Annotated in this window: 28 protein-coding genes, 1 pseudogene and 1 riboswitch; of the genes and pseudogenes, 10 read left to right on the top strand and 19 right to left on the bottom strand. The window is 73.0% G+C overall.

Going from position 1 to position 25,897, the window contains the following annotated elements; translation table 11 throughout:
- Positions 1-13: 13 nt before the first annotated feature.
- From HEK131_RS07330 to HEK131_RS07305, 6 genes are all read right to left on the bottom strand, one after another.
- On the bottom strand, positions 14-952 hold the full coding sequence (locus HEK131_RS07330) for a hypothetical protein (RefSeq protein ID WP_217465396.1): 939 nt from the start codon (positions 950-952) through the stop codon (positions 14-16).
- A 56-nt stretch (positions 953-1,008) separates the two neighbouring features.
- The gene (gene metF, locus HEK131_RS07325) at positions 1,009-1,932 is read right to left on the bottom strand and encodes a methylenetetrahydrofolate reductase [NAD(P)H] (RefSeq protein ID WP_217465395.1); all 924 of its coding nucleotides are present in this window, start codon (positions 1,930-1,932) and stop codon (positions 1,009-1,011) included.
- A 112-nt stretch (positions 1,933-2,044) separates the two neighbouring features.
- Positions 2,045-2,692: a thiamine phosphate synthase gene (gene thiE / locus HEK131_RS07320; protein WP_217465394.1), complete on the bottom strand. Its 648-nt coding sequence runs from the start codon at positions 2,690-2,692 to the stop codon at positions 2,045-2,047.
- A gap of 92 nt (positions 2,693-2,784) precedes the next feature.
- Entirely contained in the window at positions 2,785-3,150 is a 366-nt protein-coding gene (locus HEK131_RS07315; protein ID WP_161150065.1) for an Rv2175c family DNA-binding protein, read from the bottom strand.
- A 65-nt stretch (positions 3,151-3,215) separates the two neighbouring features.
- Positions 3,216-4,448, bottom strand: coding sequence for an NAD(P)/FAD-dependent oxidoreductase (locus tag HEK131_RS07310; protein ID WP_432215616.1), 1,233 nt, complete (start codon positions 4,446-4,448; stop codon positions 3,216-3,218).
- Between the two features lie 29 nt (positions 4,449-4,477).
- Positions 4,478-4,846: a hypothetical protein gene (locus HEK131_RS07305; RefSeq protein ID WP_244334140.1), complete on the bottom strand. Its 369-nt coding sequence runs from the start codon at positions 4,844-4,846 to the stop codon at positions 4,478-4,480.
- Between the two features lie 50 nt (positions 4,847-4,896).
- Positions 4,897-5,009: riboswitch (TPP riboswitch) on the top strand.
- Between HEK131_RS07305 and thiO the strand changes: the two genes are divergently transcribed.
- The 5 genes and pseudogenes from thiO (at position 5,006) to HEK131_RS07280 (ending at position 10,173) form a co-directional block, all read left to right on the top strand.
- Positions 5,006-6,193 carry a glycine oxidase ThiO gene (thiO, locus tag HEK131_RS07300; RefSeq protein ID WP_244334139.1) on the top strand — a complete coding sequence of 396 codons (1,188 nt, stop codon included), beginning with the start codon at positions 5,006-5,008 and terminating at the stop codon, positions 6,191-6,193. Its footprint overlaps the riboswitch before it by 4 nt.
- Entirely contained in the window at positions 6,190-6,390 is a 201-nt protein-coding gene (gene thiS, locus HEK131_RS07295; RefSeq protein WP_030810212.1) for a sulfur carrier protein ThiS, read from the top strand. Before thiO ends, thiS begins: the two co-directional genes overlap by 4 nt.
- 2 nt (positions 6,391-6,392) lie before the next feature.
- Positions 6,393-7,184: pseudogene (locus tag HEK131_RS07290) on the top strand (thiazole synthase); the annotation flags it as partial.
- 91 nt (positions 7,185-7,275) lie between these two features.
- The gene (pknB, locus tag HEK131_RS07285) at positions 7,276-9,213 is read left to right on the top strand and encodes a Stk1 family PASTA domain-containing Ser/Thr kinase (RefSeq protein WP_244334138.1); all 1,938 of its coding nucleotides are present in this window, start codon (positions 7,276-7,278) and stop codon (positions 9,211-9,213) included.
- A gap of 57 nt (positions 9,214-9,270) precedes the next feature.
- Entirely contained in the window at positions 9,271-10,173 is a 903-nt protein-coding gene (locus tag HEK131_RS07280; RefSeq protein ID WP_217465390.1) for a deoxyribonuclease IV, read from the top strand.
- A gap of 30 nt (positions 10,174-10,203) precedes the next feature.
- Here HEK131_RS07280 and HEK131_RS07275 read toward each other — a convergent pair whose 3' ends face one another.
- Positions 10,204-10,836, bottom strand: a complete 633-nt coding sequence (locus tag HEK131_RS07275; protein ID WP_244334137.1) for a sulfite oxidase-like oxidoreductase — start codon at positions 10,834-10,836, stop codon at positions 10,204-10,206.
- Positions 10,837-10,988: 152 nt separating this feature from the next.
- Here HEK131_RS07275 and bfr point away from each other — a divergent pair, with 152 nt between their 5' ends.
- On the top strand, positions 10,989-11,480 hold the full coding sequence (gene bfr, locus HEK131_RS07270; RefSeq protein WP_161150058.1) for a bacterioferritin: 492 nt from the start codon (positions 10,989-10,991) through the stop codon (positions 11,478-11,480).
- A gap of 9 nt (positions 11,481-11,489) precedes the next feature.
- On the opposite strand, the gene HEK131_RS07265 is transcribed toward bfr, so the two are convergent.
- Entirely contained in the window at positions 11,490-11,741 is a 252-nt protein-coding gene (locus tag HEK131_RS07265) for a (2Fe-2S)-binding protein (RefSeq protein ID WP_217465388.1), read from the bottom strand.
- A 155-nt stretch (positions 11,742-11,896) separates the two neighbouring features.
- The gene (locus HEK131_RS07260; protein WP_217465387.1) at positions 11,897-13,252 is read right to left on the bottom strand and encodes a class II 3-deoxy-7-phosphoheptulonate synthase; all 1,356 of its coding nucleotides are present in this window, start codon (positions 13,250-13,252) and stop codon (positions 11,897-11,899) included.
- A gap of 50 nt (positions 13,253-13,302) precedes the next feature.
- On the opposite strand from HEK131_RS07260, the gene HEK131_RS30260 reads away from it, so the two are divergent.
- Positions 13,303-13,431, top strand: coding sequence for a trp operon leader peptide (locus HEK131_RS30260; RefSeq protein ID WP_432215615.1), 129 nt, complete (start codon positions 13,303-13,305; stop codon positions 13,429-13,431).
- A 120-nt stretch (positions 13,432-13,551) separates the two neighbouring features.
- The gene (locus HEK131_RS07255; protein WP_244334136.1) at positions 13,552-15,432 is read left to right on the top strand and encodes an anthranilate synthase family protein; all 1,881 of its coding nucleotides are present in this window, start codon (positions 13,552-13,554) and stop codon (positions 15,430-15,432) included.
- Between the two features lie 4 nt (positions 15,433-15,436).
- Here the strand turns inward: HEK131_RS07255 and HEK131_RS07250 are convergent, their stop codons facing one another.
- The 4 genes from HEK131_RS07250 to HEK131_RS07235 all read right to left on the bottom strand — a co-directional run bounded on the left by HEK131_RS07250 (position 15,437) and on the right by HEK131_RS07235 (position 19,236).
- The gene (locus tag HEK131_RS07250) at positions 15,437-16,465 is read right to left on the bottom strand and encodes a 6-phosphofructokinase (protein WP_217465384.1); all 1,029 of its coding nucleotides are present in this window, start codon (positions 16,463-16,465) and stop codon (positions 15,437-15,439) included.
- 122 nt (positions 16,466-16,587) lie between these two features.
- Positions 16,588-17,262, bottom strand: coding sequence for a response regulator (locus HEK131_RS07245; protein ID WP_244334135.1), 675 nt, complete (start codon positions 17,260-17,262; stop codon positions 16,588-16,590).
- Entirely contained in the window at positions 17,259-18,452 is a 1,194-nt protein-coding gene (gene macS, locus HEK131_RS07240; RefSeq protein ID WP_244334134.1) for a MacS family sensor histidine kinase, read from the bottom strand. The genes HEK131_RS07245 and macS overlap by 4 nt, the downstream gene beginning before the upstream one ends.
- A gap of 31 nt (positions 18,453-18,483) precedes the next feature.
- Positions 18,484-19,236 carry a lysophospholipid acyltransferase family protein gene (locus tag HEK131_RS07235; protein WP_217465379.1) on the bottom strand — a complete coding sequence of 251 codons (753 nt, stop codon included), beginning with the start codon at positions 19,234-19,236 and terminating at the stop codon, positions 18,484-18,486.
- A 147-nt stretch (positions 19,237-19,383) separates the two neighbouring features.
- On the opposite strand from HEK131_RS07235, the gene HEK131_RS07230 reads away from it, so the two are divergent.
- Both HEK131_RS07230 and HEK131_RS07225 read left to right on the top strand, forming a co-directional pair.
- Entirely contained in the window at positions 19,384-20,163 is a 780-nt protein-coding gene (locus tag HEK131_RS07230; protein WP_244334133.1) for an alpha/beta hydrolase, read from the top strand.
- Entirely contained in the window at positions 20,156-20,758 is a 603-nt protein-coding gene (locus tag HEK131_RS07225) for a hypothetical protein (RefSeq protein WP_244334132.1), read from the top strand. Before HEK131_RS07230 ends, HEK131_RS07225 begins: the two co-directional genes overlap by 8 nt.
- A gap of 6 nt (positions 20,759-20,764) precedes the next feature.
- Here HEK131_RS07225 and HEK131_RS07220 read toward each other — a convergent pair whose 3' ends face one another.
- From HEK131_RS07220 to HEK131_RS07195, 6 genes are all read right to left on the bottom strand, one after another.
- The gene (locus HEK131_RS07220; protein WP_244334131.1) at positions 20,765-21,517 is read right to left on the bottom strand and encodes an endonuclease/exonuclease/phosphatase family protein; all 753 of its coding nucleotides are present in this window, start codon (positions 21,515-21,517) and stop codon (positions 20,765-20,767) included.
- Between the two features lie 65 nt (positions 21,518-21,582).
- Entirely contained in the window at positions 21,583-22,536 is a 954-nt protein-coding gene (locus tag HEK131_RS07215; RefSeq protein ID WP_161146887.1) for an ROK family glucokinase, read from the bottom strand.
- Between the two features lie 67 nt (positions 22,537-22,603).
- Positions 22,604-23,119 (bottom strand): DUF5304 domain-containing protein, encoded by a 516-nt coding sequence (locus tag HEK131_RS07210; RefSeq protein ID WP_244334130.1) that lies wholly within the window; start codon positions 23,117-23,119, stop codon positions 22,604-22,606.
- A gap of 56 nt (positions 23,120-23,175) precedes the next feature.
- Positions 23,176-24,348 (bottom strand): ArsA family ATPase, encoded by a 1,173-nt coding sequence (locus HEK131_RS07205; protein WP_244334129.1) that lies wholly within the window; start codon positions 24,346-24,348, stop codon positions 23,176-23,178.
- Between the two features lie 82 nt (positions 24,349-24,430).
- A complete protein-coding gene (locus HEK131_RS07200) occupies positions 24,431-24,871 on the bottom strand; it encodes an SRPBCC family protein (protein ID WP_217465373.1) in 441 nt (146 codons plus the stop codon).
- A 127-nt stretch (positions 24,872-24,998) separates the two neighbouring features.
- Entirely contained in the window at positions 24,999-25,814 is an 816-nt protein-coding gene (locus HEK131_RS07195; protein ID WP_244334128.1) for a metallophosphoesterase family protein, read from the bottom strand.
- Positions 25,815-25,897: the final 83 nt, after the last annotated feature.

Genomic DNA, 25,897 nt, shown 5'->3' with positions numbered 1-25,897 from the left:
GCGGCGGCGGCCCTCAGTAGCGGTACTGCTCGTCGTAGCCGGGGTTCTGCTGCTGCGCCTGGCCCTGGTAGGGGTACTGCTGCTCCGGCGGGAGTTCGCCGTTGTAGGTCTCGTCGGTGCGCTGCTGCGGCACCCACACCCCGCCCGCCGGGGTCTCGCCCTGACCGCCGGTGCCGTAGGCGTCCTGGCCGTAGGTCTGCTGGCCGTAACCCTGCTGCGTGTAGCCGGTGTTGTCGTAGCCGCCCTCGTAGCCCTGGGCGGTGGCGTACGGGTCGGCGTAGGCGGGGTACGCCTGCTGGGCGCCGGTGTCGTAGCCCGCCTGGGCGTAGTTCTGCTGCTCGTAGCCCGAGTAGTCGTAGGCGTACGCCTGGTCGGTCTGCTGGGGCTGGGGCTGCGCGGGGGTGCCGTCGCCGTAGACGCCGTAGGTGCCGGTGTCGTCGGGCATCGGCTGGGGCTCGTAGACGGACGTGGTCTCGGCCGCGGTGGGGTCGGCGGGGCGGACCGGGGTGAAAACGTCGTCGCGGTCGTAGGCGTCGTCGTGGTCGTAGCCGTCGGTGGCGTAGGCCGCGGTCGCGGGGCCGGGGTGGTCCTGGCCGAGGTCGGGGCCCTCGTCCGGGCCGGGGGCGCCGAGGACCGGGTCCTGGCGCTCGGCGCGGCCGCGGCGGCGCCTGGTGACGGGGCCGGCTTCCTCGTCGTCGGGTCGCTTGACGGCCCAGCCCGCGGCGAAGCCCTTGCGGAAGGACAGCGTGACGTAGGTCTGGCCGACGGCGAAGGCGATGGCGCCCAGGCCGATGACGACGACCGACGGCATCAGCACGCCGACCACCACACCGAGGAACCCGGTGAAGGCGAGCAGCCGCCAGCGCAGCCGTGCCTTGTACTGCAGCAGCACCTCGCCCAGCAACCACAGCGCGACGATGCCGAACGCGATGTAGAGGACCGTCCAGCCCATGTACGCCCCTCTCCCAGTGACCGTTACGCAGTGTGTCGTATCGCGGTGCGGCCGGTCTAGGCCCGCGGGGGGTGGTGCAGGCCCAGGTTCTCGTAGATTTCCAGCGTCGCCGTGGAGTTGTTGAGCGTGATGAAGTGCAGTCCGGGCACTCCCTCGGCGAGCAGCCGAGCGCAGAACTCCGTCGCGAAGTCGATTCCCAGGGAGCGTACCGCCGCCGGATCGTCCTTCGCCGAGAGGATGCGGTCTTTCAGCTCGGGCGGGAAAAGGGCGTTGCTCAGCTTCGGCAGTCTCTCCAGCATCTTCACGCTGGTGACCGGCAGGATCTCCGGAATGACAGGGGTTTCGCAACCCGCGGCCGCGACCCGGTCGCGCAGGCGCAGGTACGACTCGGGCTGGAAGAACATCTGCGTGATGGCGTAGTCGGCGCCCGCACGGCACTTGTCGACGAAGTGGGAGACGTCGGCGTCCCAGTCGGCGGAGCGCGGATGCATCTCCGGGAAGGCGGCGACGCCCACGCAGAAGTCTCCCGACTCCTTGATGAGGCGCACCAGTTCGGCCGCGTAGGTCAGCCCCTCGGGGTGCGCGACCCAGTCGCCCATCGGGTCGCCGGGCGGGTCGCCGCGCACGGCGAGCATGTTGCGGATGCCGGCGTCCGCGTACTGGCCGATGATGTTGCGCAGTTCGGCCACCGAGTGGTCGACGGCGGTGAGGTGGGCGACCGGGGTGAGCGTCGTGTCGACGACGATCTGCTGGGTCTCCTTGACCGTGGTGGCACGGGTGGAGCCGCCCGCGCCGTAGGTGACGGAGACGAAGTCGGGGGCGACCGCCTCGACCCTGCGCAGCGCGTTCCACAGGTTGCGCTCGCCCTGCGGGGTTTTCGGCGCGTAGAACTCGAAGGAGTACGCCGTCTTGCCGGTGGCGAGGATGTCCCGGACGGTCCGGGCGCGATCAGTCCTGGTGGATGCGGTTCCGAGGGCCATACCCGCAGGTTAGCCACGGGTGGGCGGCTGCCCAACCGGGCACCGGCGATTTGGCCGAATTGCCGGGCGTCTGTCCACCCCTTGGGACAGCGGGGCGCCGGATCCCGTCGCTTCAGACCTCGCGGAGCCGCTTGGCGAACTCGGCCGCGGCGGCGCCCGGATCGTCGGCCCCGGTGAGCGCGCGGACCACGACCGCCCGGCGGGCGCCCGCTTCGAGCACCTGGTCGAGGTTGGCCAGGTCGATGCCGCCGATGGCGAACCAGGGGCGCTCGGTCCCCAGGCCCGCGGTGTACCGGACCAGGTCGAGGCCGGGGGCGTGACGGCCGGGCTTGGTGGGGGTGGGCCAGCAGGGGCCGGTGCAGAAGTAGTCCACGCCGTCCTGGACGGCGGCCGCGGCGGCCTCCGCCTCGGAGTGGGTGGAGCGGCCGGTCAGGACCCCGTCGCCGAGGATCGCGCGGGCGGCGGGCACCGGCAGGTCGCCCTGGCCGAGGTGGAGCACGTCGGCTCCGGCGGCGTGGGCGACGTCGGCCCGGTCGTTGACCGCGAGCAGCTTGCCGTGGCGGGCGCAGGCGTCGGCGAAGACCTCCAGGTGGGCCAGCTCCTCGGCGGCCTCCATGCCCTTGTCGCGCAACTGGACGATGTCCACACCGCCGGCCAGGACCGCGTCCAGGAACTCGGCGAGGTCGCCCTGCTCCCTGCGGGCGTCCGTGCAGAGGTAGAGCCGGGCGTCGGCGAGGCGGGCGCGGGCGGTGTCGGGCATGCGGTGGGTCCCCCGGTGATCGGTGTGCGGGCGTGCGGTGCGTGCGGACGGCGCCCGGCCGGGGCCGGTGCGCCGTCCCTCGGCGCGGTGGGTCAGACGGCCAGCGCCTGGGCCCGGCGCTTCACCTCCGTGCCGCGGTTCTCACTGAGGGCCTGCGCGGGCGTGCCGGGCAGGGAGGCGTCGGGGGTGAAGAGCCATTCGATCATCTCTTCGTCCGTGAACCCGTTGTCCCGCAGGAGCGTCAGGGTTCCGGTGAGGCCCTTGACGACCTTGTCCTCGTCGATGAAGGCGGCGGGGACGTGCAGTGCGCGGTTCTCGCCGCGGCGTACGGCGATGATCTGGCCCTCCTTGACCAACTGCCGTACACGCGTCACCTCGACATCGAGCATTTCGGCGATGTCGGGGAGGGTGAGCCAGGCGGGGACAAGAGCGTCGATCTTGGTGTCAATCTCGGTCACGACATCTAGCCTGCCATCCCCCACCGACAGCCGGTAGTCGGGCCACGTGGCGCGGGGTGCCCGCGCTACTCCGCGACGGCCTGCTTCAGCGGGAGCGCGGGGTCGGTCAGGGCGTCGGCGTCCATGCGCCGGCCCGCCTCGATCAGCCGCTTTCCCTGGGCGAGATCGCGTGGGCGGCCCACCGCCAGCAGGGCGACCAGGCGGTCCTCGCGCAGCCAGCACACGGTCCACGCGGGATCGGCCGGGTCGCCGCGCCACACCGTGCGGTCGGCCGCCACGTGGTGGCCCGCGTACTGCACGAACCGCCCGAACTGCTCGGACCAGAAGTACGGCACCGGGTCGTAGGGCGCCGCGCCCTCGCCCAGGATGTCCGCGGCGACCGTGCGGGGGCCCTGGAGGGCGTTGTCCCAGTGGTGGACGAGCAGCCGCTCGGCGTAGCGGGCCGAGGGGAAGGAGGTGCAGTCCCCGACCGCGTACACGTCCTTCGCCGAGGTGCGCAGCCGGTCGTCGGCCAGGACGTCGCCGTGGGCGCCGAGGGCGATGCCGGAGCCGGCCAGCCAGCCGGTGGCGGGGTGGGCGCCGATGCCGACCACGACGGCGCCGGAAGGCAGCCGCGAGCCGTCGTCCAGCACCACCGCGCCGGGCTCGACGGCCGCCACGCGCACGCCGGTGCGCAGGGAGACTCCGGCGTCGGCGTACCAGGCGGTCATGGGGGCGGCGACCTCGGCGGGCAGGGCGCCGGCCAGCGGGCGGTCGGCGGCCTCGACGACGGTCACCGCGCAGCCCGCCTCGCGGGCGGCGGTGGCGAACTCGGCGCCGATCCAGCCCGCGCCGACGACCACGACGTCGTGCTGCCGGGCGAGCACCGGGCGCAGCCGCTCGGCGTCGTCCAGGGTGCGCAGCAGGTGCACACCGGGCGTCTCGTCGGTGCCGGGCAGCCGCACCGGTTCGGCACCGGTGGCCAGGACCAGCACGTCGTACGGGACGGGTCCCGCGGCGGTGTCCAGTTCGTGGTCGGCGGGACGCACGCCGAGCGCCTCGCAGCCGAGCCGGAGGTCGATGTCGAGCGAGTCGAAGTCCACGTCGAAGGCGGAGCCCTCGGCGGTGCCGAGGAGGACCGCCTTGGACAGCGGTGGCCGGTCGTAGGGCTGGTGCGGCTCCGCGCCGATCAGGGTGACGGGCCCGGTGAAGCCCTGTTCGCGCAAGGCGACCGCGGTCTGCACCCCGGCCATGCCCGCGCCGACGACGACCACGCGCCGTTCCTGTGCCGTGCCCTCCGGGGGCGTCTGCTCGCTCACTCGATCACCTTAAGTCCCGTGACGGCCCGTCAGTCAGTGCCCGCCGGTCGGTTCGTGAGGCCGGCGACCTCTTCGACCACGCTGGTCCCGGCGCCCGGCCCGGACTCCCACTCCCACTCCTCCTCCAGCCGCAGCCGCCCGTCCGGCAGCCCCACGACCGTGGACACGCAGTGCCCACAGGCGGTGGTGCCGTCGTGCCGGAGCTGCACGTACCGGAAGTCCAGCCGGTCCCCGGAGCGGGTGCCGACCAGGTGGCCGCGGACGATGTCGCCGCCCGCGTACTCGGCCCAGACCTGCCCGTCCCGCTCGTGGTAGGCGAACCGGGTGCCGGTGCCCACCTGGCCCGGCGCCTGGTCCGCCACGGGGGCCAGGGTGATTCCGTCGAGCGAGCGGGGCATGGGCGGGCTCCCTGTGGGTGAGCTGGGCGGGCGGCTAGGCTGGCCACCGTAACTGCACTCGCGGGAGCCCGGACGTACCGGGCTGAGAGGGAGGCTTGCGGCCTCCGACCGTACGAACCTGATCCGGGTCATGCCGGCGAAGGGAGGGGCGAGACGCCCATGCCGTCACGTACGTCCGAACCGTCCGGTGCCCCGGACGTCCTCGTCGTGGGAGGCGGGATCATCGGCCTGGTCACCGCCTGGCGCGCGGCCGGGCGGGGGCTGACCGCCGCCGTCGTGGACCCCGAACCCGGTGGCGGGGCCGCGCGGGTCGCGGCCGGGATGCTGGCCGCGGTCACCGAGCTGCACCACGGCGAGGAGGGGCTGCTCGCCCTCAACCTGGCCTCCGCGCGCCGCTATCCGGAGTTCGCCGCCGAGCTGGCCGAGGCCACCGGCCACGACCTGGGCTACCGCCGCTCGGGCACCCTCGCCGTCGCCTTCGACACCGACGACCGTGCCCAGTTGCGCGAGGTGCACGGACTCCAGCTCCGCTGCGGGCTGGACTCCGAGTGGCTGTCCGGGCGGGAGTGCCGACGGCTGGAGCCGATGCTGGCGCCCGGTGTGCGCGGCGGGCTGCGGGCCGACGGCGACCACCAGATCGACCCCCGGCGGCTGGCGGCCGCGCTGCTCGACGCCTGCGAAAGGGCCGGGGTGGCCTTCCACCGGTCCTGGGCCGCCCGGCTCGACACGGCCGGCGACCGGGCCACCGGGATCACGACGGCGGACGGCACCACGCTCGCCGCCGGGCAGGTGGTGCTGGCGGGCGGCAGCCTCAGCGGACGGCTGGAGGGCGTGCCCGAGGCGCTCGTACCGCCGGTGCGCCCGGTGAAGGGGCAGGTGCTGCGGCTGACGGTGCCGCCCCGGTACCGGCCGTTCCTCAGCCGTACCGTGCGGGCCGTGGTGCGCGGCGGGCCGGTGTACCTGGTGCCGCGCGAGAACGGCGAGCTGGTGATCGGCGCGACCAGCGAGGAGCTGGGCTTCGACACCACGGTGACGGCGGGCGGGGTGTACGAGCTGCTGCGCGACGCCCATGAGCTGGTGCCGGGCATCACCGAGCTGCCGCTCACCGAGACCCTGGCCGGACTGCGCCCCGGCTCCCCCGACAACGCCCCGCTGCTCGGCCCCTCCGGCCTCGACGGCCTGCTGATGGCCACCGGGCACCACCGCAACGGCGTGCTGCTCACGCCCGTCACCGGGGACGTCATGGCGGACGTGCTGTGCGGTGCGGGGGTGCCCGAGGTGGCACGCCCGTTCTCGCCACGCCGCTTCGCTGCCGCCCCCACCCCGAACCTGGAGCACTCCGCATGAACATCTCCGTCAACGGCGAGCGCCGCGAGGTGGCGCCGGGCACCGCCCTGGACGCCGTCGTACGCGTCCTGACCCCGGCACCCTCCGGGGTGGCCGCCGCCGTCAACGAGACCGTGGTCCCGCGCACCCGGTGGGCCGAGACCGGCCTCGCCGAGGGCGACCGGGTCGAGGTCCTCACCGCCGTGCAGGGAGGCTGACCATGAGCGTCGATCCCCTGGTCCTCGGCGACCTGACCCTTGAGTCCCGGCTGATCATGGGTACCGGCGGGGCGCCCAGCCTGGACGTGCTGGAGCGCTCGCTGATCGCGTCCGGCACGGAGCTGACCACGGTGGCGATGCGCCGGGTGGACCCCGGTGCGCACGGCTCGGTGCTGTCGGTGCTGGAGAAGCTCGGCATCCGCGTCCTGCCCAACACCGCGGGCTGCTTCACCGCCGGGGAGGCGGTGCTGACCGCCCGGCTGGCCCGCGAGGCGCTCGGCACCGACCTGGTGAAGCTGGAGGTCGTGGCCGACGAGCGGACGCTGCTGCCGGACCCGGTGGAGACGCTGGACGCGGCCGAGACGCTGGTCGACGACGGCTTCACCGTGCTGCCGTACACCAACGACGACCCGGTGCTCGCCCGCAGGCTCCAGGACGTGGGGTGCGCGGCCGTGATGCCGCTGGGCTCCCCGATCGGCTCGGGACTCGGCATCCGCAACCCGCACAACTTCGAGCTGATCATGGAGCAGTCGTACGTCCCGGTCATCCTGGACGCCGGTGCCGGGACGGCGTCCGACGTGGCGCTGGCGATGGAGCTGGGGTGCGCCGGTGTGATGCTCGCCTCGGCCGTCACACGTGCGCAGGACCCCGAGACGATGGCCACGGCCATGCGGCACGCCGTGCGCGCCGGGCACCTGGCGCGGCTGGCCGGACGCATCCCGCGCCGCCATTTCGCGCGGGCGTCCTCACCCGCCGAGGGGCGCGCGGACCTCGATCCCGAGCGCCCCGCGTTCACCTCTCGGGACGGTCACAGCTCTGCTGCAGCCGCTCACCCGGACGGCGCAGCGGGCGCCGCCCCCGCTCACCCCTCGTAGACTCGCCCGCGTGGATACGACCCTTTCGGACCCCCTCCTCGGCCAGGTGCTCGACGGCCGCTATCGCGTCGAGGCGCGGATCGCCGTCGGCGGGATGGCGACCGTCTACCGGGCTCTGGACATCCGGCTGGACCGGGTCCTGGCGCTCAAGGTGATGCATCCGGCCCTGGCCGCCGACGGCGGTTTCGTGGACCGGTTCATCCGCGAGGCCAAGTCGGTCGCCCGGCTCTCCCACCCCAACGTGGTGCAGGTCTTCGACCAGGGCACCGACGGGGGGTACGTCTATCTGGCGATGGAGTACGTCGCCGGGTGCACCCTGCGGGACGTGCTGCGCGAGCGGGGCGCGCTGCGTCCGAGGGCCGCCCTGGACATCCTGGAGCCGGTGCTCGCCGCGCTGGGCGCGGCCCACCGGGCGGGGTTCGTGCACCGGGACATGAAGCCGGAGAACGTGCTGATCGGGGACGACGGCCGGGTGAAGGTCGCCGACTTCGGTCTGGTGCGCTCGGTGGACACGGTCACCAGCACCACGGGCTCGGTCCTCGGCACGGTGTCCTATCTGGCCCCGGAGCAGATCGAGCAGGGCACCGCCGACCCGCGCGTGGACGTCTACGCCTGCGGTGTCGTGCTCTACGAGATCCTGACCGGCGCCAAGCCGCACTCCGGCGACTCCCCCGCCCAGGTCATCTACAAGCACCTGCACGACGACGTGCCCCCGCCCTCGGCTCTGGTGCCGGGGCTGGCCTACGAGCTGGACGAGCTGGTCGCCGCCGCGACCGCCCGCACCCCGGCACTGCGACCCGCGGACGCGGCCGCGCTGCTCGGCGAGGTGCTGCGGGTCCGGGGCTCGCTCACCGAGGAGCAGTTGGACGCGGAGCCGCCGCAGGCGCTGTCGACCGCCCACGACAACGGCGACGACCGTACGAGCGTGCTCCCGCGCGCGCTGACGATGGTCCGGCCGCTGCCGGTCGACGGCGACGGGGAGGACGGCCGCGACGTCACGAGCGTGCTGCACACCACCCGGCTGGAGTCCCCTGCGCCGCCGTCCCGGCGCGGTGGGGTCCGGCCCCGGCGCGGACCGCTGACGCTGCTGCTGGCGGTGCTGGTGTTCCTCGGCGTCGGCGGCGGGGTCTGGTACATCAACTCGGGCCAGTTCACCAAGGTGCCCCCGGTGCTGTCGCGCACCCAGGACCAGGCCGAGCAGCGGCTGAAGTCGGCCGGTCTCGACGTGGGCAAGGTGAAGCGCGCCTACAGCGACACCGTGGACCGGGGCACGGTCATCAGCTCCGACCCGTCGGCCGGCTCCCGCGTGCGGGGCAACGCCTCGGTGGGGCTGACGATCTCCCTCGGCCCGCGCACGGTCGCGGTGCCCAGGGTGGCGGGCGAGCCGCTGGAGCGGGCGCGGGCGCGGCTGAAGTCGGCGGGTCTGGAGCCGGGCATGGTCACGCGCGAGTTCAGCGACGAGGTCGGCCGGGGCTCGGTGATCGGTACGACGCCGGAGGCGGGCAGCGATCTGCACGCCGGTTCGGCGGTCGCGCTGGTCGTCAGCAAGGGCGCCCCCGTCGACATCCCCGACGTCAGCGGCGAGGACGTGGAGACCGCGCGCCAGGACCTGACCGAGGCCGGTCTCAAGGTGAAGATCTCCGGCGAGCGCGTGAACTCCGACTACGACAAGGGCCAGGTCGCCTTCCAGTCGCCGGACGCGGGCGGCCGGGGCGCCGAGGGCGACACGGTCACGCTGACGCTGTCCAAGGGCCCGGAGATGGTGAAGGTCCCGGACGTGACCGGGTCGAGCGTGGACGAGGCGCACCAGAAGCTGGAGGCGGCCGGGTTCACGGTCCACGAGGACCGCGGGCTGCTGGGGCTGTTCGGCGACAAGGTGAAGAAGCAGTCGGTCAAGGGCGGCGACTCGGCGCCCAAGGGGGCCGAGATCACGATCACCATCCGGTGACCGGTCTCACCGCCGCTCCCGGTCAGGGGGCGGCGGGCGGCGTGACACCCTGAACGGGTGACACTCCAGCCGTCCTCCGCCGCGCCCCCGACCGTCCCCGGTTCCCTCCGCAACCCCGTCGGCGCGCATGTGCCGGTGGCCGGCGGACTGCACACGACGGGACTGCCGTACGCCCGTGAGCTGAAGGCGGAGACCGTGCAGGTCTTCGTGGCCAACCCGCGCGGCTGGGCCACGCCGGCCGGGAACCCGGCCCAGGACGAGGCGTTCCGGGCGGCGTGCGCGGCGGAGTCGGTCCCGGCCTATGTGCACGCGCCCTATCTCATCAACTTCGGCTCGCACACCGAGGCGACGGTGGAGCGGTCGGTGGAGTCGCTGCGGCACTCCCTGCGGCGCGGGCGGGAGATCGGCGCGCTCGGCGTGGTCGTGCACACCGGCAGCGCGACCGGCGGGCGCCCGCGCGAGGTGGCGCTGCGGCAGGTACGCGAGCACCTGCTGCCGCTGCTGGACGAGCTGACCTGCGACGACGACCCGTTCCTGCTGCTGGAGTCGACGGCCGGGCAGGGTTCCTCACTGTGCTCGCGGACCTGGGACTTCGGCCCGTACTTCGAGGCGCTGGACTCCCACCCGAAGCTCGGCGTCTGCCTGGACACCTGCCACATCTACGCGGCCGGGCACGATCTGACCGGCCCGGACGGCATGCGGCAGACCCTCGACCTGCTGGTGGACACCGTGGGCGAGGGACGGCTGAAGCTGATCCACGCCAACGACTCCAAGGACGTGGTGGGCGCGCACAAGGACCGCCACGAGAACATCGGCTCCGGCCACATCGGCGAGGACCCGTTCCGTGCCCTGATGGCCCACCCGGCCACGGCGGGCGTCCCGCTGGTCATCGAGACCCCCGGCGGCAAGGAGGGCCACGCGGCGGACGTGGCCCGGCTCAAGCGGCTCAGGGACGGCTAGGCCGCGGCAGCGGCGTGGGGACGGCCGGGGCTACAGCTCCGGGCCGTCGCCCGGCTCCTCCTGGTAGGAGTAGCGCTGTTCCTTCCAGGGGTCGCCGACGTTGTGGTAGCCGCGCTGCTCCCAGAAGCCCCTGCGGTCGGCGGTCATGTACTCCACGCCCCGGACCCACTTGGGGCCCTTCCAGGCGTACAGGTGGGGCACGATCAGGCGGGCCGGGAAGCCGTGTTCGGCGGTGAGGAGTTCGCCGTCCTTGTGGATGGCGAAGATCGTGCCGTCACCGGCGAAGTCGGCCAGCCGCAGATTGGCGCTGAAGCCGTACTCGGCCCACACCATCACATGCGTGACGCCGGGCGCGGGCGGCGCCAGGTCGAGGATCGCGCGGGCGGGCACGCCGCCCCACTCCGCGCCGAGCATGCTGAACTTCGTCACGCAGTGCAGATCGGCCACGACGGTGGCGTACGGCAGGGCGGTGAACTCCTCGTGGGTCCAGGACCGCTTGTCGCCGTCGGCGGTGGCGCCGAAGACCCGGAAGTCCCAGCGCTCGGGGCGGAACTTGGGCACGGGTCCGTAGTGCGTGACCGGCCAGCCGCGCTGGAGCCGCTGCCCCGGCGGTAGCTCTGCCCCTGCCCCCGTTCCAGACGCGCGCTCCACCGGATGACCCATGCCTCCATCCTGACAGACCCGGCGGGGTGCATCCGACCAGCACGCGACAATTCCGGCATTGACCACTAAGCATGCACTTACTGGACTGCCTGGGGTGCCGATGGGATCATGCGGCAGCATCAGCCAGGAATGCCCGGAAGGAGTCCATCCCGATGTCAGGCGACCCCGAGGTCATCGAGCTGCTCAACGAACAGCTCACCGCCGAGCTCACCGCGATCAACCAGTACTTCCTGCACGCCAAGCTCCAGGACCACAAGGGGTGGACGAAGCTCGCCAAGTACACGAGGGCGGAGTCCTTCGACGAGATGCGGCACGCGGAGGCCCTGACCGACCGCATCCTGATGCTGGACGGCCTGCCCAACTACCAGCGGCTCTTCCATGTCTCGGTCGGCCAGACGGTGACCGAGATGTTCCGGGCGGACCGGCAGATCGAGGTCGAGGCCATCGACCGGCTGCGCCGGGGCGTGGAGATCATGCGCGCCAAGGGTGACATCACCTCGGCGAACGTCTTCGAGGCGATCCTCGCCGACGAGGAGCACCACATCGACTACCTGGAGACCCAGCTCGACCTGATCGAGAAGCTGGGCGAGTCGCTCTACCTCTCGACGGTGATCGAGCAGGTCCAGCCCGACGTCGCGGGCTGAGGCGGACCGTCAGGCCGCGTCACCGAGCCGGCGTACGGGCGCCTCGGCGGCGGAGGTGACCAGCACCGGCGGCCGCTGCGCGATCTGGTCGCGGCGCGGGCAGGCGCCCCGGCCCAGCAGGGCCTGGATGCGGCGGACACAACCGCCGCAGTCGGTGCCGGCCTTGCAGGCGGAGGCGATCTGGCGCGGGGTGCAGGCGCCGTCCTGGGCGTGCTGCTTGACCTGCTGCTCGGTGATGCCGAAGCAACTGCAGACGAACACCCGGTCCACCTCCCGACGAGATCGCCGTGTCGCCGCCATCGCCGGATTTCGGTGAGGCAAACCTAACCTAACCCGGCGGTCGGCCGATGGGAAAGCGGAAGGGCGCGGATCTCGTGTGATCCGCGCCCTACTTCACGCTCCGGGCCGTTTCGCCCTCACTGGTCCCGGTACATCTCGGCGACCAGGAACGCCAGGTCCAGCGACTGGCTGCGGTTGAGCCGGGGGTCGCAGGCCGTCTCGTAGCGCTGGTGCAGGTCGTCGACGAAGATCTCGTCGCCGCCGCCCACGCACTCGGTGACGTCGTCGCCGGTCAGCTCCACGTGGATGCCGCCGGGGTGGGTGCCCAGGCCCTTGTGGACCTCGAAGAAGCCCTTGACCTCGTCCAGCACGTCGTCGAAGCGCCGGGTCTTGTGCCCGGACGCCGCCTCGAAGGTGTTGCCGTGCATCGGGTCGGTCACCCAGGCCACCGTCGCGCCGGACGCCGTGACCTTCTCCACCAGCTCGGGCAGCCGGTCGCGGATCTTGTCGGCGCCCATGCGGACGATGAAGGTCAGCCGGCCCGGCTCCCGGTCGGGGTCGAGGCGGTCGATGTAGCGCAGCGCGTCCTCGGCCGTGGTGGTCGGGCCGAGCTTGATGCCGATCGGGTTGCGGATCTTGGACGCGAACTCGATGTGCGCGCCGTCCATCTGCCGGGTGCGCTCACCGATCCACACCATGTGCCCGGAGACGTCGTACAGCTTGCCGGTGCGGGAGTCGACGCGGGTCAGCGCGGACTCGTAGTCCAGCAGCAGCGCCTCGTGCGAGGAGTAGAACTCGACGGTCTTGAACTCCTCCGGCTCGGCGCCGCAGGCCCGCATGAAGTTCAGCGCCTGGTCGATCTCGCGGGCGAGCTGCTCGTAGCGCTGGCCGGAGGGCGAGGACTTCACGAAGTCCTGGTTCCAGGCGTGCACCTGGCGCAGGTCGGCGTAGCCACCGGTGGTGAAGGCGCGCACCAGGTTCAGCGTGGAGGCGGAGGCGTTGTACATCCGCTTCAGCCGCTCGGGGTCCGGGTAGCGGCTCTTCTCGGTGAAGTCGAAGCCGTTGACGGAGTCGCCCCGGTACACCGGCAGGGTCACGCCGTCACGGGTCTCGGTGGGCTTGGAGCGCGGCTTGGAGTACTGGCCCGCGATCCGGCCGACCTTGACCACCGGGACGGACGCGGCGTACGTCAGCACGGCGCCCATCTGCAGGATCGTCTTGACCTTGGCCCGGATGTGCTCGGCACTCACGCCGTCGAAGGACTCGGCGCAGTCGCCGCCCTGGAGCAGGAACGCCTCTCCCTTGGCAACGGCTGCCATACGGGCGCGCAACTGGTCGCACTCGCCCGCGAAGACGAGCGGCGGATAGGTCGAAAGCTCCGCGATCACTTCGCGCAGAGCCTCGGTATCCGGGTATTCGGGCTGCTGCGCCGCGGGCAGGTCTCGCCAGGTCGCCTCGGCGGCCACGGCTCGGGAATCAGCGTTCACGGTCACCCTCTAAACATTACGGGGTCGCAACGGGTGCTCCCGATCCGGCTCGAAGGATGAGACGGCGTGACTGCCACGTGGACGCTTTTCGCCGCGCGGGGCCCGGACGATGGGTTAGAGTCGTTGCCATGTTCGCGCAGACGACTCAGAACTGGTGGTGGACCGCTCCTCCGGCGGCCCGCTGACTGCGCGTATCCCAAGACCTACGCGAAGGCCGCCCGAGGGCGGCCTTCGGTGTTTTCCGGGGTCGTTTCCTCGACCGGCGTCCGCCGTCCCGCTTCCGGGACCGACGCAAGAGGACGTTCATGAACCCGACCGACACCACCGACCTGGCCCGTCTCGCCGACGGTAGCCGCCCCTTCGCCCTGCTGCATCGCCGCACCCCCGGCCGGGACGCCTCCTCGGTGGAGGTGCTGCTCGGTCCGGTCAGCGCCCACGAGGAGCTGGCCGGCCTGCCCGACGAGGGCCTGGCGCTGATCCCGTTCCGCCAGATCCGCGAGCGCGGCTTCGACGTACGCGACGACGGCACCCCGCTGCTGGTGCTGCACCCCGAGGAGTCCTACGAGGTCCCGCTCGCACGGGCGCTGGACACTCTGCCGGCGCACCCGGTGCGGGTCGAGGACGGCGGCTTCGACGTGCCCGACGAGGAGTACGGGGAGATCGTCGGCCGGGTGCTGCGCGAGGAGATCGGGCGGGGCGAGGGCGCCAACTTCGTGATCCGGCGGACCTACCAGGGCGAGATCCCCGGCTTCTCGCGGGCCGACGCGCTGGCGCTGTTCCGGCGGCTGCTGGCGGGCGAGCGGGGCGCGTACTGGACCTTCGTCGTGCACACCGGGGACCGGACGCTGGTCGGGGCGAGCCCGGAGGTGCACGTGCGGATGTCCGGCGGGACGGTGGTGATGAACCCGATCAGCGGGACCTACCGGTATCCGGCCGGGGGCCCGACCCCGGAGCACCTGCTGGACTTCCTCGCCGACGCCAAGGAGACCGAGGAGCTCTCCATGGTCGTCGACGAGGAACTGAAGATGATGTGCACCGTCGGCGACCGGGGCGGCGTGGTCGTCGGCCCCCGGCTGAAGGAGATGGCGCACCTCGCGCACACCGAGTACGAGCTGCGCGGGAAGACCTCCCTCGACGTGCGGGACGTGCTGCGCGAGACCATGTTCGCGGCGACCGTCACCGGCTCCCCGGTTCAGAACGCCTGCCGGGTGATCGAGCGCTACGAGCCCACCGGGCGCGGCTACTACGCGGGCGCGCTCGCCCTGCTCGGCCGGGACGCCGGGGGCGCCCGGACCCTGGACTCCCCCATCCTGATCCGCACCGCCGACATCGCCGCCGACGGACACCTGAAGGTGCCGGTCGGCGCGACGCTGGTACGCGGCTCGGACCCGGCCGGTGAGGTGGCGGAGACCCACGCGAAGGCGGCGGGCGTGCTGGCCGCGCTCGGGGTGCGGCCCGCCCGGCCCCGCGAGGAGCGGGAGCGGCCCCGGCTGGCGGACGACCCGAGGGTGCGGGCCGCGCTGGACGGGCGCCGGTCGGCGCTGGCGCCGTTCTGGCTGCGGATGCGGGAGCCGGCCGCCCCGCTGGGCGCGCACGCGCTGGTCGTCGACGGCGAGGACACCTTCACCGCGATGCTGGCGCACGTGCTGCGCTCGGGCGGCCTGGAGGTGACCGTACGGCGCTTCGACGAGCCGGGGCTCATGGAGGCGGTACGAACGCACCAGGGCCCGGTGGTGCTGGGTCCCGGCCCCGGTGACCCCTCCGACGCGGCCGACCCGAAGATGCGGGTCCTGCGGGAGCTCGCGGCCACCGTGCTGCGCGAGCACCGGCACGGGGTGCTCGGGGTGTGCCTCGGGCACGAGCTGATCGCGGCGGAACTGGGGCTGGACATCGTCCGCAAGCGGGTGCCGTACCAAGGGGCGCAGACCGTGATCGACCTGTTCGGGCGGGCGGAGACGGTCGGTTTCTACAACAGCTTCGTGGCCCGCTGCGACGACGAGGCCGCGCGGGAGCTGGCCGCGCACGGCGTGGAGGTGAGCCGCACGGAGGACGGCGAGGTGCACGCGCTGCGCTCCGGCCGGTTCGCCTCGGTGCAGTTCCACCCCGAGTCGGTGCTGACCGTCAACGGTGCCGATGTGGTGCGGGAGTTGGTATCCGGCCTGCTGACGGCGCGCACCGGCTCGTAGGAGGTCAGCCGAAGAACACCCCGGCCTCCGCGTACAGCTCCGGGTCGACCGTCTTCAGCTCGGCGGTCGCCTCGGAGATCGGGATGCGCTCGATGCGGGTGCCGTGCAGGGCGACCATCTTGCCGAAGTCGCCGTCGTGGACGCAGTCGATGGCGTGCAGTCCGAAGCGGGTGGCGAGCCAGCGGTCGAAGGCGCTCGGGGTGCCGCCGCGCTGGACGTGCCCGAGCACGGTGGTGCGGGCCTCCTTGCCGGTGCGCTGCTCGATCTGCTTGGCCAGCCACTCCCCCACCCCGGACAGCCGCACGTGCCCGAAGGAGTCGTGCGACTCGTCCTTGAGCACCATCTCGCCCTCGCTGGGCATCGCGCCCTCGGCGACGACGACGATCGGGGCGTACGCCGCCTCGAAGCGCGAGGTGATCCAGGCGCACACCTGGTCGAGGTCGAAGCGGTGCTCGGGGATGAGGATGACGTTGGCGCCCCCGGCGAGCCCGGAGTGCAGCGCGATCCAGCCCGCGTGCCGGCCCATCACCTCGCAGACCAGCACCCGCATGTGGGACTCGGCGGTGGTGTGCAGCCGGTCGATGGCCTCGGTGGCGATGTTGACGGCCGTGTCGAAGCCGAAGGTGTAGTCGGTGCCGGACAGGTCGTTGTCGATGGTCTTGGGCACGCCCACGCAGGGCACCCCGTGCTCCTCGTAGAGCGTGGCGGCGACGCCGAGGGTGTCCTCGCCGCCGATGGCGATGAGCGCGTCGACGCCCTGTTCGGCGAGGTTCTCCCGGACCCGGCGCACCCCGTCCTCGGCCTTGAGGGGGTTGGTGCGCGAGGAGCCGAGGATGGTGCCGCCGCGCGGGAGGATGCCGCGCACGGCGGGGACGTCCAGCGGGACGGTGCGGCCCTCGAGGGGGCCGCGCCAGCCGTCCCGGAAGCCGGTGAAGTCGTAGCCGTACTCCTGCACGCCCTTGCGGACGACGGCCCGGATGACGGCGTTGAGGCCCGGACAGTCGCCGCCACCGGTCAGTACTCCCACGCGCATGGTCCGTCCCTTCGCCGCGGTTCCCGACCCAGCCACCGTAATGGTGATACTGGTCACACAACGAGGTGGGAGGGGCGAATCCGGTGAATCACCGGGCCGGGGGTTTGAACCCGGAGTACGGGTCAGTCGTCGTCCAGGCCCCGCTCGATCGCGTACCGCACCAGTTCCACCCGGTTGTGGAGCTGGAGCTTGCCGAGGGTGTTCTGGACGTGGTTCTGGACGGTGCGGTGCGAGATGACCAGGCGTTCGGCGATCTGCTTGTAGCTCAGCCCCTTGGCGACCAGCCGCAGCACCTCGGTCTCCCGGTCGGTGAGCCGGGGCGCGCCCGGTGCTCCGGCGTCCGAGGCGGGCGCGGGCTCGGCGGCCAGCCGCCGGTACTCGCCGAGGACGAGTCCGGCGAGGCCCGGTGTGAACACCGGGTCGCCGACGGCGGTACGGCGCACCGCGTCCAGCAGTTCGCCGGTGGACGCCGACTTCAGCAGATAGCCGGTGGCACCCGACTTCACGGCCTCCAGCACGTCTGCGTGCTCGCCGCTGGCGGAGAGCACCAGGACACGCAGGCCCGGGTCGTGCGCGATGAGTTCCTTGCACACCTGCACACCGGGCTTGGCCGGCAGGTTGAGGTCGAGCACCAGCACGTCGGGGTCGGCGGCCTTGGCGCGGCGCACCGCCTGCTCGCCGTCGCCCGCGGTGGCGACGACCCGCAGCCCGGACTCGGCCAGGTCGCGGGCGACCGCGTCGCGCCACATGGGGTGGTCGTCGACCACCATCACCTTGATCGGCTCCTGCTCGGTCATCGCCGTTCCGCCTTCCCCCGCGCCTCCCGGGCGCTCTTCGGTACCTTCAACTCGACCTCGGTGCCCTGTCCGGGCACGGAGATCACCTCCGCGCTGCCGCCGAGGTCACGCAGCCGTCCCCGGATCGACTGGGCCACCCCGAGCCTGCCCTCGCCCTCGGCGCGGGCGAGCCTGCCCTCCGGGATGCCGGGACCGTCGTCGCGGACGGTGACGACGATCTCGTCGGGCTCGTCCTCGACCAGGATCCAGGCGCGGGCTCCGTCGCCCGCGTGCCGGCGCACGTTGTCCAGCGCGGCCCCCACGGCGGCCGCCAACTCCCGCGCCACGTCCGGCGCGAGCGGTACGGGGGCGCCGGGCTCCGCCAGGCTCACGCGGGACCCGGCGTACGGGGCGAGCAGGGAGCGCAGGTCGAGCGGGCCGTCGTCGTCCGGCGCCGGGCCGGCCGAGGAGCGGGCGGCGGGGAGCACGCCGCCGGCGACCAGGGTGCGCAGGGCGACCTCCTGCTCACCGGCGAGCCGTCCCAGCTCGGCCGCCTCGCCGCCGATGACCACGCCGCGCCGCTGCACCATGGCCAGCACCTGGAGCACGCCGTCGTGGATGTCCCGCGCCAGGCGCTCCCGTTCACGGGTGGCGGCCTCGATCTCCAGGGCACGGGCGAGGGTGCGCTCGGAGGCGCGGGCGACCTCGACGACGTAGCCGATGGCGATGGCGGCGACCCAGACCAGGATCACGTTGTGCACGGTGTCCCGTGCCGGGGCGCCCCGCTCGACCAGGTTGGCCGCGGCGACCGCGGTGGAGGCGCCGGCCGCCCAGCGCCAGCCGCCCTTGAGGGCGAAGGCCAGCACCGCGCCCGCCGTCCAGATCGACGGCAGGGTCGGACCGCCGTCGGCGATCCGGTGCGGGTCGTCGGCGAGCGGGGTGAGCAGGATGCCGAGCACGGCCACGGCCAGGTCGGCCGCGAGGAAGCTCCGGGTGCAGCGGGCCGCACTGGTCACCCGGGTCACGGTGGCCAGCGTCCAGACCACCATGAGGGCGTAGTAGGCGAGGGCCAGCCACGGGCGGACGAAGTGGCCGTAGGCGGTGGCGCCCAGGCCGATGGCGTACAGCATCGTCAGGACGCGGTAGCCGGTGAGCGCGCGCCACAGCGGCAGCTCGACCGACATCCGCAGAACTTGCCCGCCCCTGGCCATGGCCGCCCCCGCCTCCCCCGGGCCGGGCGCGTCAGCCCCCGGCCTGCTCCGCCTTCTCCGCTTCCTTCCCGGCCTTCTCCGCTTCCTTCGCCGCCTTCGCCGCCTCCGTCATCTGCCGCTTGGCGGCGGTGGCGTAGATGTCGACGTACTCCTGGCCGGAGAGCTTCATGATCTCGTACATGACCTCGTCGGTCACCGCCCTCAGCACGAACCGGTCGTGGTCCATGCCGTGGTAGCGGCTGAAGTCCAGCGGCTTGCCGATCCGGATGCCGGGCCGCATCAGCTTCGGCATCACCTTGCCGGGCGGCTGGATCTTCTCGGTGTCGATCATCGCCACCGGGATGACCGGCGCCCCGGTGGCCAGCGCCACGCGGGCCAGACCGCCGGGCTTGCCCCGGTAGAGGCGGCCGTCGGGCGAGCGGGTGCCCTCGGGGTAGATGCCGAACAGCTCACCGCGCTCCAGCACCTCGATGCCGCTCTTGATCGCGGCCTCGCCCGCGCCGCGCGCGCCGGAGCGGTCGACCGGAAGCTGTCCCACACCCTTGAAGAAGGCGGCCGTCAGCCGTCCCTTGACTCCGGGGGTGGTGAAGTACTCCGCCTTGGCGATGAAGGTGACCTTGCGGTCGAGCATCGTGGGCAGGAAGAACGAGTCCGAGAAGGACAGGTGATTGCTCGCCAGGATGGCGGGCCCCTCGGCCGGGATGTTCTCCAGTCCCTCGACCCAGGGTCTGAAGGCGACCTTCAGCGGCCCCCCGATGGCAACCTTCATCGTGCCGTACAACACCCGCGTGCCTCCCGTTTCCGTCGAACAGACCTTAACCCGGACCGCCGCCAATGGCGCCGACGACCCTGGTCGGTGGCGATGCGGTCGCGTACGGTGAAGCACATCCGCCATTTCTTCACCTCACATACCGGAACAGGAGCCCCAAAGGTGCCGGTCCTTCCCGGAGCCGAGCCGTACCGCCACGACGGCGGGGAGGTGGGTGTCCTCCTCTGTCACGGCTTCACCGGCTCGCCCCAGTCGCTGCGCCCGTGGGCGGAACACCTCGCCGCGCACGGCCTGTCGGTGTCGCTCCCCCTGCTGCCCGGTCACGGCACCCGCTGGGAGGACCTGCGGGCCACCGGCTGGCAGGACTGGTACGCGCGAGTCGACCGCGAGCTGTGGCAGCTCTCCGAGCGCTGCGAGCGGGTGTTCGTCGCGGGTCTGTCGATGGGCGGCGCGCTGGCGCTGCGGCTGGCGGCCAGGCACGGCGAGCGGGTCGCCGGGGTGGTCGTCGTCAACCCGGCGAACCGGGTGCACGGCCTCGCCGCGCACGCCCTTCCGGTGGTCCGGCATCTGGTGCCCTCCACCAAGGGCATCGCCAGCGACATCGCCAAGGGCGCCACGACCGAGCTGGGCTACGACCGGGTCCCGCTGCACGCGGCGCACTCCCTGCGGCAGTTCCTGCGCGTGGTGGACGGTGAGCTTCCGCAGGTCACGCAGCCGTTGCTGCTGCTGCGCAGTGCCGTGGACCACGTGGTCCCGGCGGCCGACTCGGCGCGGGTGCTGAGCCGAGTGTCCTCCACGGACGTAACCGAGAGCGTGCTGGAACAGAGTTACCACGTAGCGACGTTGGACCATGACGCGGACCGGATCGTCGAGGAGAGCCTCGCCTTCATCGACCGGCTCGCGCCCCGTGTCGGCAAGGAAGGGACGGCCCCCGTTGGCTGAGCACGACTCCGACCGCGAGGGCCGCGACCCGGACGAGCCGGGTACGCCCTTCGACGAGGACGCCGCCTGGCGGGCCATCGTCGCGGGGTACGGCGACGAGCCGCCGGACCCGCCCGGCTCCCGGCCCTTCCGGTCCATCGTGGACCTCGCCCTGCCGGAGAAGGACGTCGAGCCGGACGAGGAGGACGAGGACGAGGACGAGGCCGCCGAGGCCGCCGAGGACAGCGCGGAGAAGGCGGCGCCCGTACGGCCGCTGGGCAGCTCGGTCGTCTTCGCGCCCGGTGTCGGCCCGCGCGACCACTCGCCGGCCGAGCCCGACGACGAGGACGCCGGGGACGACGACGGCGAGGGTCACTTCGTACCGCCCGAGCCCCCGCCGCTGCCCGTCGCCGACACCACCGCCAAGTTCGCCTGGCTCGGGGTGGTCGGCGGCCCGATCCTGCTGCTGCTCGCCGTGCTGCTGGGCTGGGAGATGACCTGGTGGCTGGCGACGCTCGCCATCGGCGGCTTCCTCGGCGGCTTCGTCACCCTGGTGACGCGGATGCGCACGGACGACGACGGCGACGACGACCCCGGCCGGGGGGCCGTCGTCTGAGCGTGGCTACTCGCCCGCCGGGATTCTGAGGGCGGCCAGGACCGGAAGGTGGTCCGTGGCCGCCCTCAGGTCGCTCCCGGTGACGCCGGGCAGGTCGGTGGGCACCCCGCAGGCGAGCACCTCGATGCCCTCGGTGGCGAGGACCGCGTCGATACGGCGGGCGGGGCCCGTGGCCGGGAAGGTGTCCGTACCGCCCCAGGGCGCCACGGCCGCGCCGTCCTGGAGGGCGTCGGCGAGCAGGGTGAAGGCGGGGCCCGCCGGACCCTCGTTCAGGTCGCCGCCGACCACCGCGTGCTCCACGCCCAGCGCGCCGAGGCGGTCGAGGAGCAGGCCGCTCTGGGCTTGGCGCTCGGCCTGCTCGAGGCCGAGATGACAGCTCACGAGGCCCAGCCGGGCCCTGCCGAAGCGGACGACCGCGGTGGCGAGGCCCCGTCGGTGCCGGCCCGGTGTCAGCGGAAGCAGGACGTCCTCGGTGTGCTCGACCGTGGCCCGCAGGGAGCAGAGGACGGCCGGCCCCGCGGCCGGGGCTCCGCCGGTGAGATAGACCAGGTTCGTGGCCTTGGCCAGGCGGGCCAGCTTCTTGCGCCAGCGGAAGAAGCGGGGGGCTTCCTGGAGGAGGAGTACGTCGGGGGCGCAGGCGTCGATGATCCTTGCCAGGGCTTCCGGGTCGTCCCTCAGCGAGCGGACGTTGTAGCTGAGGGCTCGGATGACCGCGGAACCGTCTGACTCCGTCTGGGAGTTGGGGAACGGGGTTGGCATGTGATCAACCTACTCGGGGCGCGGGGATCGTTCCCCGCGCCCCTGAGTCGGTGCACTCACCCGGTCTACATCACCGGGTCGGGCTCCCGGGCCAGGTCCGCCGCGCCGACCAGGCCGGCCTTGTTGCCGAGCTGGGCCGCGATGACGTCGGCCACCGGGCGCCAGTTGCCGCCGACCAGCCAGCGCTTGTAGGACTTGCGGATCGGGTCGAGGACCAGCTCGCCCTCGTCCGAGAGGCCGCCGCCCACGATGAACGCGGACGGGTCGAACAGCGAGGCCAGGTCCGCGAGGCCGGCGCCCGCCCAGCGGGCCAGCTCACGGTAGGAGTCCACGGCCACCGGGTCGCCCTGGCGGGCGGCCACCGAGATGTGCTTGCCCTCGATGCCGTCGGGGGTGCCGTCGCCGAGGCCGAGCAGGATGTCGGCGTTCTCCGGGGTGGCGTTGGCGCGCTGCTTGGCGTAGCGGACCAGGGCGCGGCCGGAGGCGTACTGCTCCCAGCAGCCCTGCGAGCCGCAGCCGCACAGCAGGCCGTCCGGGACCATCCGGATGTGGCCGAACTCGGCGGCCACGCCGAAGTGACCCCGGCGCAGCTTGTTGCCGATGATGATGCCGCCGCCCAGGCCCGTGCCGAGCGTGATGCAGATGACGTTGCGGTGGCCCTTGCCCGCGCCGAACTTGTACTCGCCCCAGGCGGCCGCGTTGGCGTCGTTCTCGACGACGACCGGGAGACCCACGCGGGCCTCGACCTTCTCCTTGAGCGGCTCCTGGCGCCAGTCGATGTTGGGCGCGAAGTACACGGTCGAGCGCTGCCGGTTCACATAGCCGGCCGCACCGATGCCCACGCCGACGATGTCGTGTCCGGCACGCGCGCCCTCCACGGCCGAGGCGATGGCGTCCACGATGGCCTCGGGCGTGCTGGGGGTCGGCACCTTGAAGGTCGAGAGGATGTTGCCTTCCTCGTCGACCACGCCGGCCGCGATCTTGGTGCCGCCGATGTCGACGCCGATGGTGAGTCCCATGAATCCCTCAGTTCCGGTCGAGCCCCGCTAGGGCCAACGGTACCCGAGGCCCCACCGGGACAGACCGTCAGTCCAGGTCGATGCGCTCGCCCGGCCCGGTGCCCTCACCAGGGTCGCGGCGGCCGGCGGGACCGGTGCCGTCAGGGGGCGGGGTGGGTCCGCCGGTGGTCCAGCGCTGCTCCTGGGCCTGGACCGCCGAGCGGTAGGCGGCGAGCAGCTCGCTCCCGGCGGCGGCGAGGTGGTCGAAGACCTGCGGATTGCGTTCGACGACCGGCTCGACGGCCGCCTTGGCCTGCTGGACCATCTGGCGCACGGCCTGCTGGGCGGCGGGTCCGGCGACGGCGCCGAGCAGCGGGGACTGCAGGCCGGAGAGCTTGTCGGCCATGGTGTCCATGAGCCGGCGCAGCTCCTCGGCGGCGGTGCCGGGGGGCGGGGTGCCGGTGCCGCGGCGCCGCGCCTTCTCGGCGGCGAGGTCCTCGGCGGTCGCGGTGGCCCAGGCGTCGGCGTCGGACGCGCGCGGCTCCTTGGCGGTCGCGGGCTCCTCGGGGGTCCGGGATTCGGGTGCGGGGCGCTCTTCGCTCATGGCGGGCTCCTGACTACGGTTCGCGTCTTCGACGTTACCCGAACGGGGGTGTCCGTTCACCGTCCCGTGGCGGGCCACAGGGCGGGGTCGGGCGCGAACCGGACGCACAGCTCGCCGTCGGCCAGCGCGGCTCCGGCGACGGTGCAGCGGCGCAGGGCGGAGGGAAGCGGGACGATCCGGTGGAAGGGTCCGGCGGTGACGACGAGTTCGTCGCCGCGCCGGATCAGGTCGAGGTCGTCCCGCGCGGCGCCGGGCAGCGGGAGGCTCCAGACGAGGGTGCCGTCCTCGGCGAGGCGGTCGGTGACCGGCCACTCCACGGGGGCGGGCGCGGGGTTGACGCCGGGCGGGGCGAGTGCGGTGAGGTCGTCGGTGCCGCGCGGGTCGTGGCCGAGGTGGGGGACGGTGTGTACGTCGTACGCCTCGGCCCAGTCGGCCAGGGTCTTGCGCTGCTGGGCGGCCGGGCCCGCGAGCCAGGTGCCGTCGGCGGACTCGGGCAGGACGCGGTTGGCGATCACGGCCTCGGCGCGCAGTCCGCGCAGGGCGAGGCCGAGTGCGGCGGTGCGGACGGCGTCGTCCCCGGCCGGGCCGGGTTCGGCGACCAGCCGGACGGTGGTGCCCTTGTCGGCGACGACGGCTTCGACGGCGGCGAGTTCGAGGTCCCAGCGGGCGGCCGTCTCGTACAGCCAGTCGGCGGGCATGGGGACCCCGGCGAGGCGGCCGAGGACGGGGCGCAGGGCGCGGGCGGCCTGCCGCTCGGGGGGCAGCAGCCGGCGCAGGTAGCGGCGGAGTTCCTCGGGCAGGGCGAGCAGGGCGAGGGCCTGCGGCAGCGGGGGGAGGTCGACGACGAGCAGGTCGTAGCGCTCGGAGAGGGCGGCGTCGCGCAGGGCGCGCAGGAGGGACAGCTCCTCGGCGCCGGGCAGCGGGGTGACCTCCTCGGCGTCCAGCCGGGAGGCGCCGAGCAGGTCGAGGACGGTGGCGGCGCGGTCCTGGAAGGCGGTGAGGTCCTCGCGGAAACGCCCGCCGGCGTCGGGACGCCAGACGGTGAGGTTCTCGGCGGCCTCGGTGGGCGTGGGTCCCGTCACCGTGCCGAGGGCAGCGCCGAGCGTGTCGGCGCGGTCGGCGCCCAGCACGAGCACGCGGGCGCCCGTGCGGGCGGCGGCCAGCGCGGTGGCGGCGGCGACGCTGGTGCGGCCGCTGCCGCCCGGCCCGGTGATCAGGAGGGTACGCATGAGGCTGAACGGTAACGGAGCCGAAGCCTCTTTCGCGCCGCGCGTCAAGGCAGTTGAGGCCGCCGAAGGGGGCGGGCGGAGGTCAGGAACCCGTCTCGACGCGCTTCTTCAGGCCCGCCAGCGCGCGGTCGATGATGACCTTCTCCGCCTTGCGCTTGATCATGCCGAGCATGGGGATCTTGACGTCGACCGTGAGCCGGTAGGTGACCTCGGTGGCGTCGGTGCCCGCGGGCTTGAGCAGGTAGCTGCCGTCCAGGGAGCGGAGCATCTGGGACTTCACCAGGGTCCAGGAGACCTCGTGCTCGCCGGTCCAGGTGTAGGCGAGGGTCTGGTCGTCCTTGATGGCGCCCGCGTCCATGACGAGGCGGACCTCCTCGGCGCGGCCGCGGCCGTCGGTCTCGAGGACCTCGGCCTCCTTCACCTCGCCGGTCCAGTCCGGGTAGCGGGAGAAGTCGGCGATCACCGCCATGACATCGGCCGGGGCCGCCTCGATCGTGATGCTCGAACTGGTGTGTTCCGCCATCGCCGTGGCTCCTCCAGATGCGGCCGAAGAACGTTCTCTCACGCGCGGGGTGCGCACGTGTGTGCAGCGTGAAGGCTACCGCGCCGCCCCCGGGCGGCCGTCACCCCGGTGCCGCGCGCGGGCCGCTTCACCACTCCAGCGCCCACGGCCTGCCCGTCCCGGCGAAGTGCCCCACGTTCACGCACTCGGTCGCGCCGACGCGCATCCGGCGGGCGAGCGGCTGGTGGACGTGGCCGAAGAGGGAGTAGCGGGGCTTGGTGCGCCGGATGGCGTCCAGCAGGGCGCGGCTGCCGCGCTCGAAGCGGCGGGCGACGGTGTCGTAGACCAGTTCGGGCACCTCGGGCGGGATGTGGGTGCACAGCACGTCCACCTCGCCGACGGCCTCGATCTTCGCCGCGTACTCCTCGTCGTCGATCTCGTAGGGGGTGCGCATCGGGGTGCGCAGGCCGCCGCCGACGAAGCCGAAGACGCGGCCGCCGATCTCCACCCGCTCGCCGTCCAGCACGGTGGTGCCGGGCCGGGCGTACTCGCGCCACAGCGGGGGCATGTCGACATTGCCGTAGGTGGCGTAGGTCGGGGTGGGGAAGGCGGCGAACATCTCGGCGTACTGGCGGCGCACCGCCTGCTCGATGGCGGCGTCGCGGTCGGTGCCGATCCCGGCCCACAGCTTCCGGCCGAGGGCGCGCGCCTCCTCGAAGCGGCGGGCGGTGCGCAGCTCGACGAGCCGGTCGGCGTTCTCCGCGCCGAACAGGTCGGGGAAGATCCCGCGGGAGTGGTCGGCGTAGTCGAGGAAGAGGACGAGATCGCCGAGGCAGATCAGCGCGTCGGCGCCCTCCCCGGCCCGCGCGAGGTCACGGGCGTTCCCGTGCACGTCGCTGATCACGTGGACGCGGGTGCCTCGGGTGCCGCGGGTCCGGGGGCCCCGGGTGGGTGTGGAAGCCATGGCGATCAAGGGTAGAGGTGTGCGGTGTACGTGAACAGTGGCGCTTCTGGCCTGCGGTTACTCGCCCGTTGGTCAAGAGGTGG

This window comes from Streptomyces seoulensis, assembly GCF_022846655.1.
Taxonomy (GTDB): Bacteria; Actinomycetota; Actinomycetes; order Streptomycetales; family Streptomycetaceae; genus Streptomyces.
The sequence above is the reverse complement of the archived record's forward strand: the minus strand, read 5'-3'. Positions and strand labels throughout refer to the sequence as shown.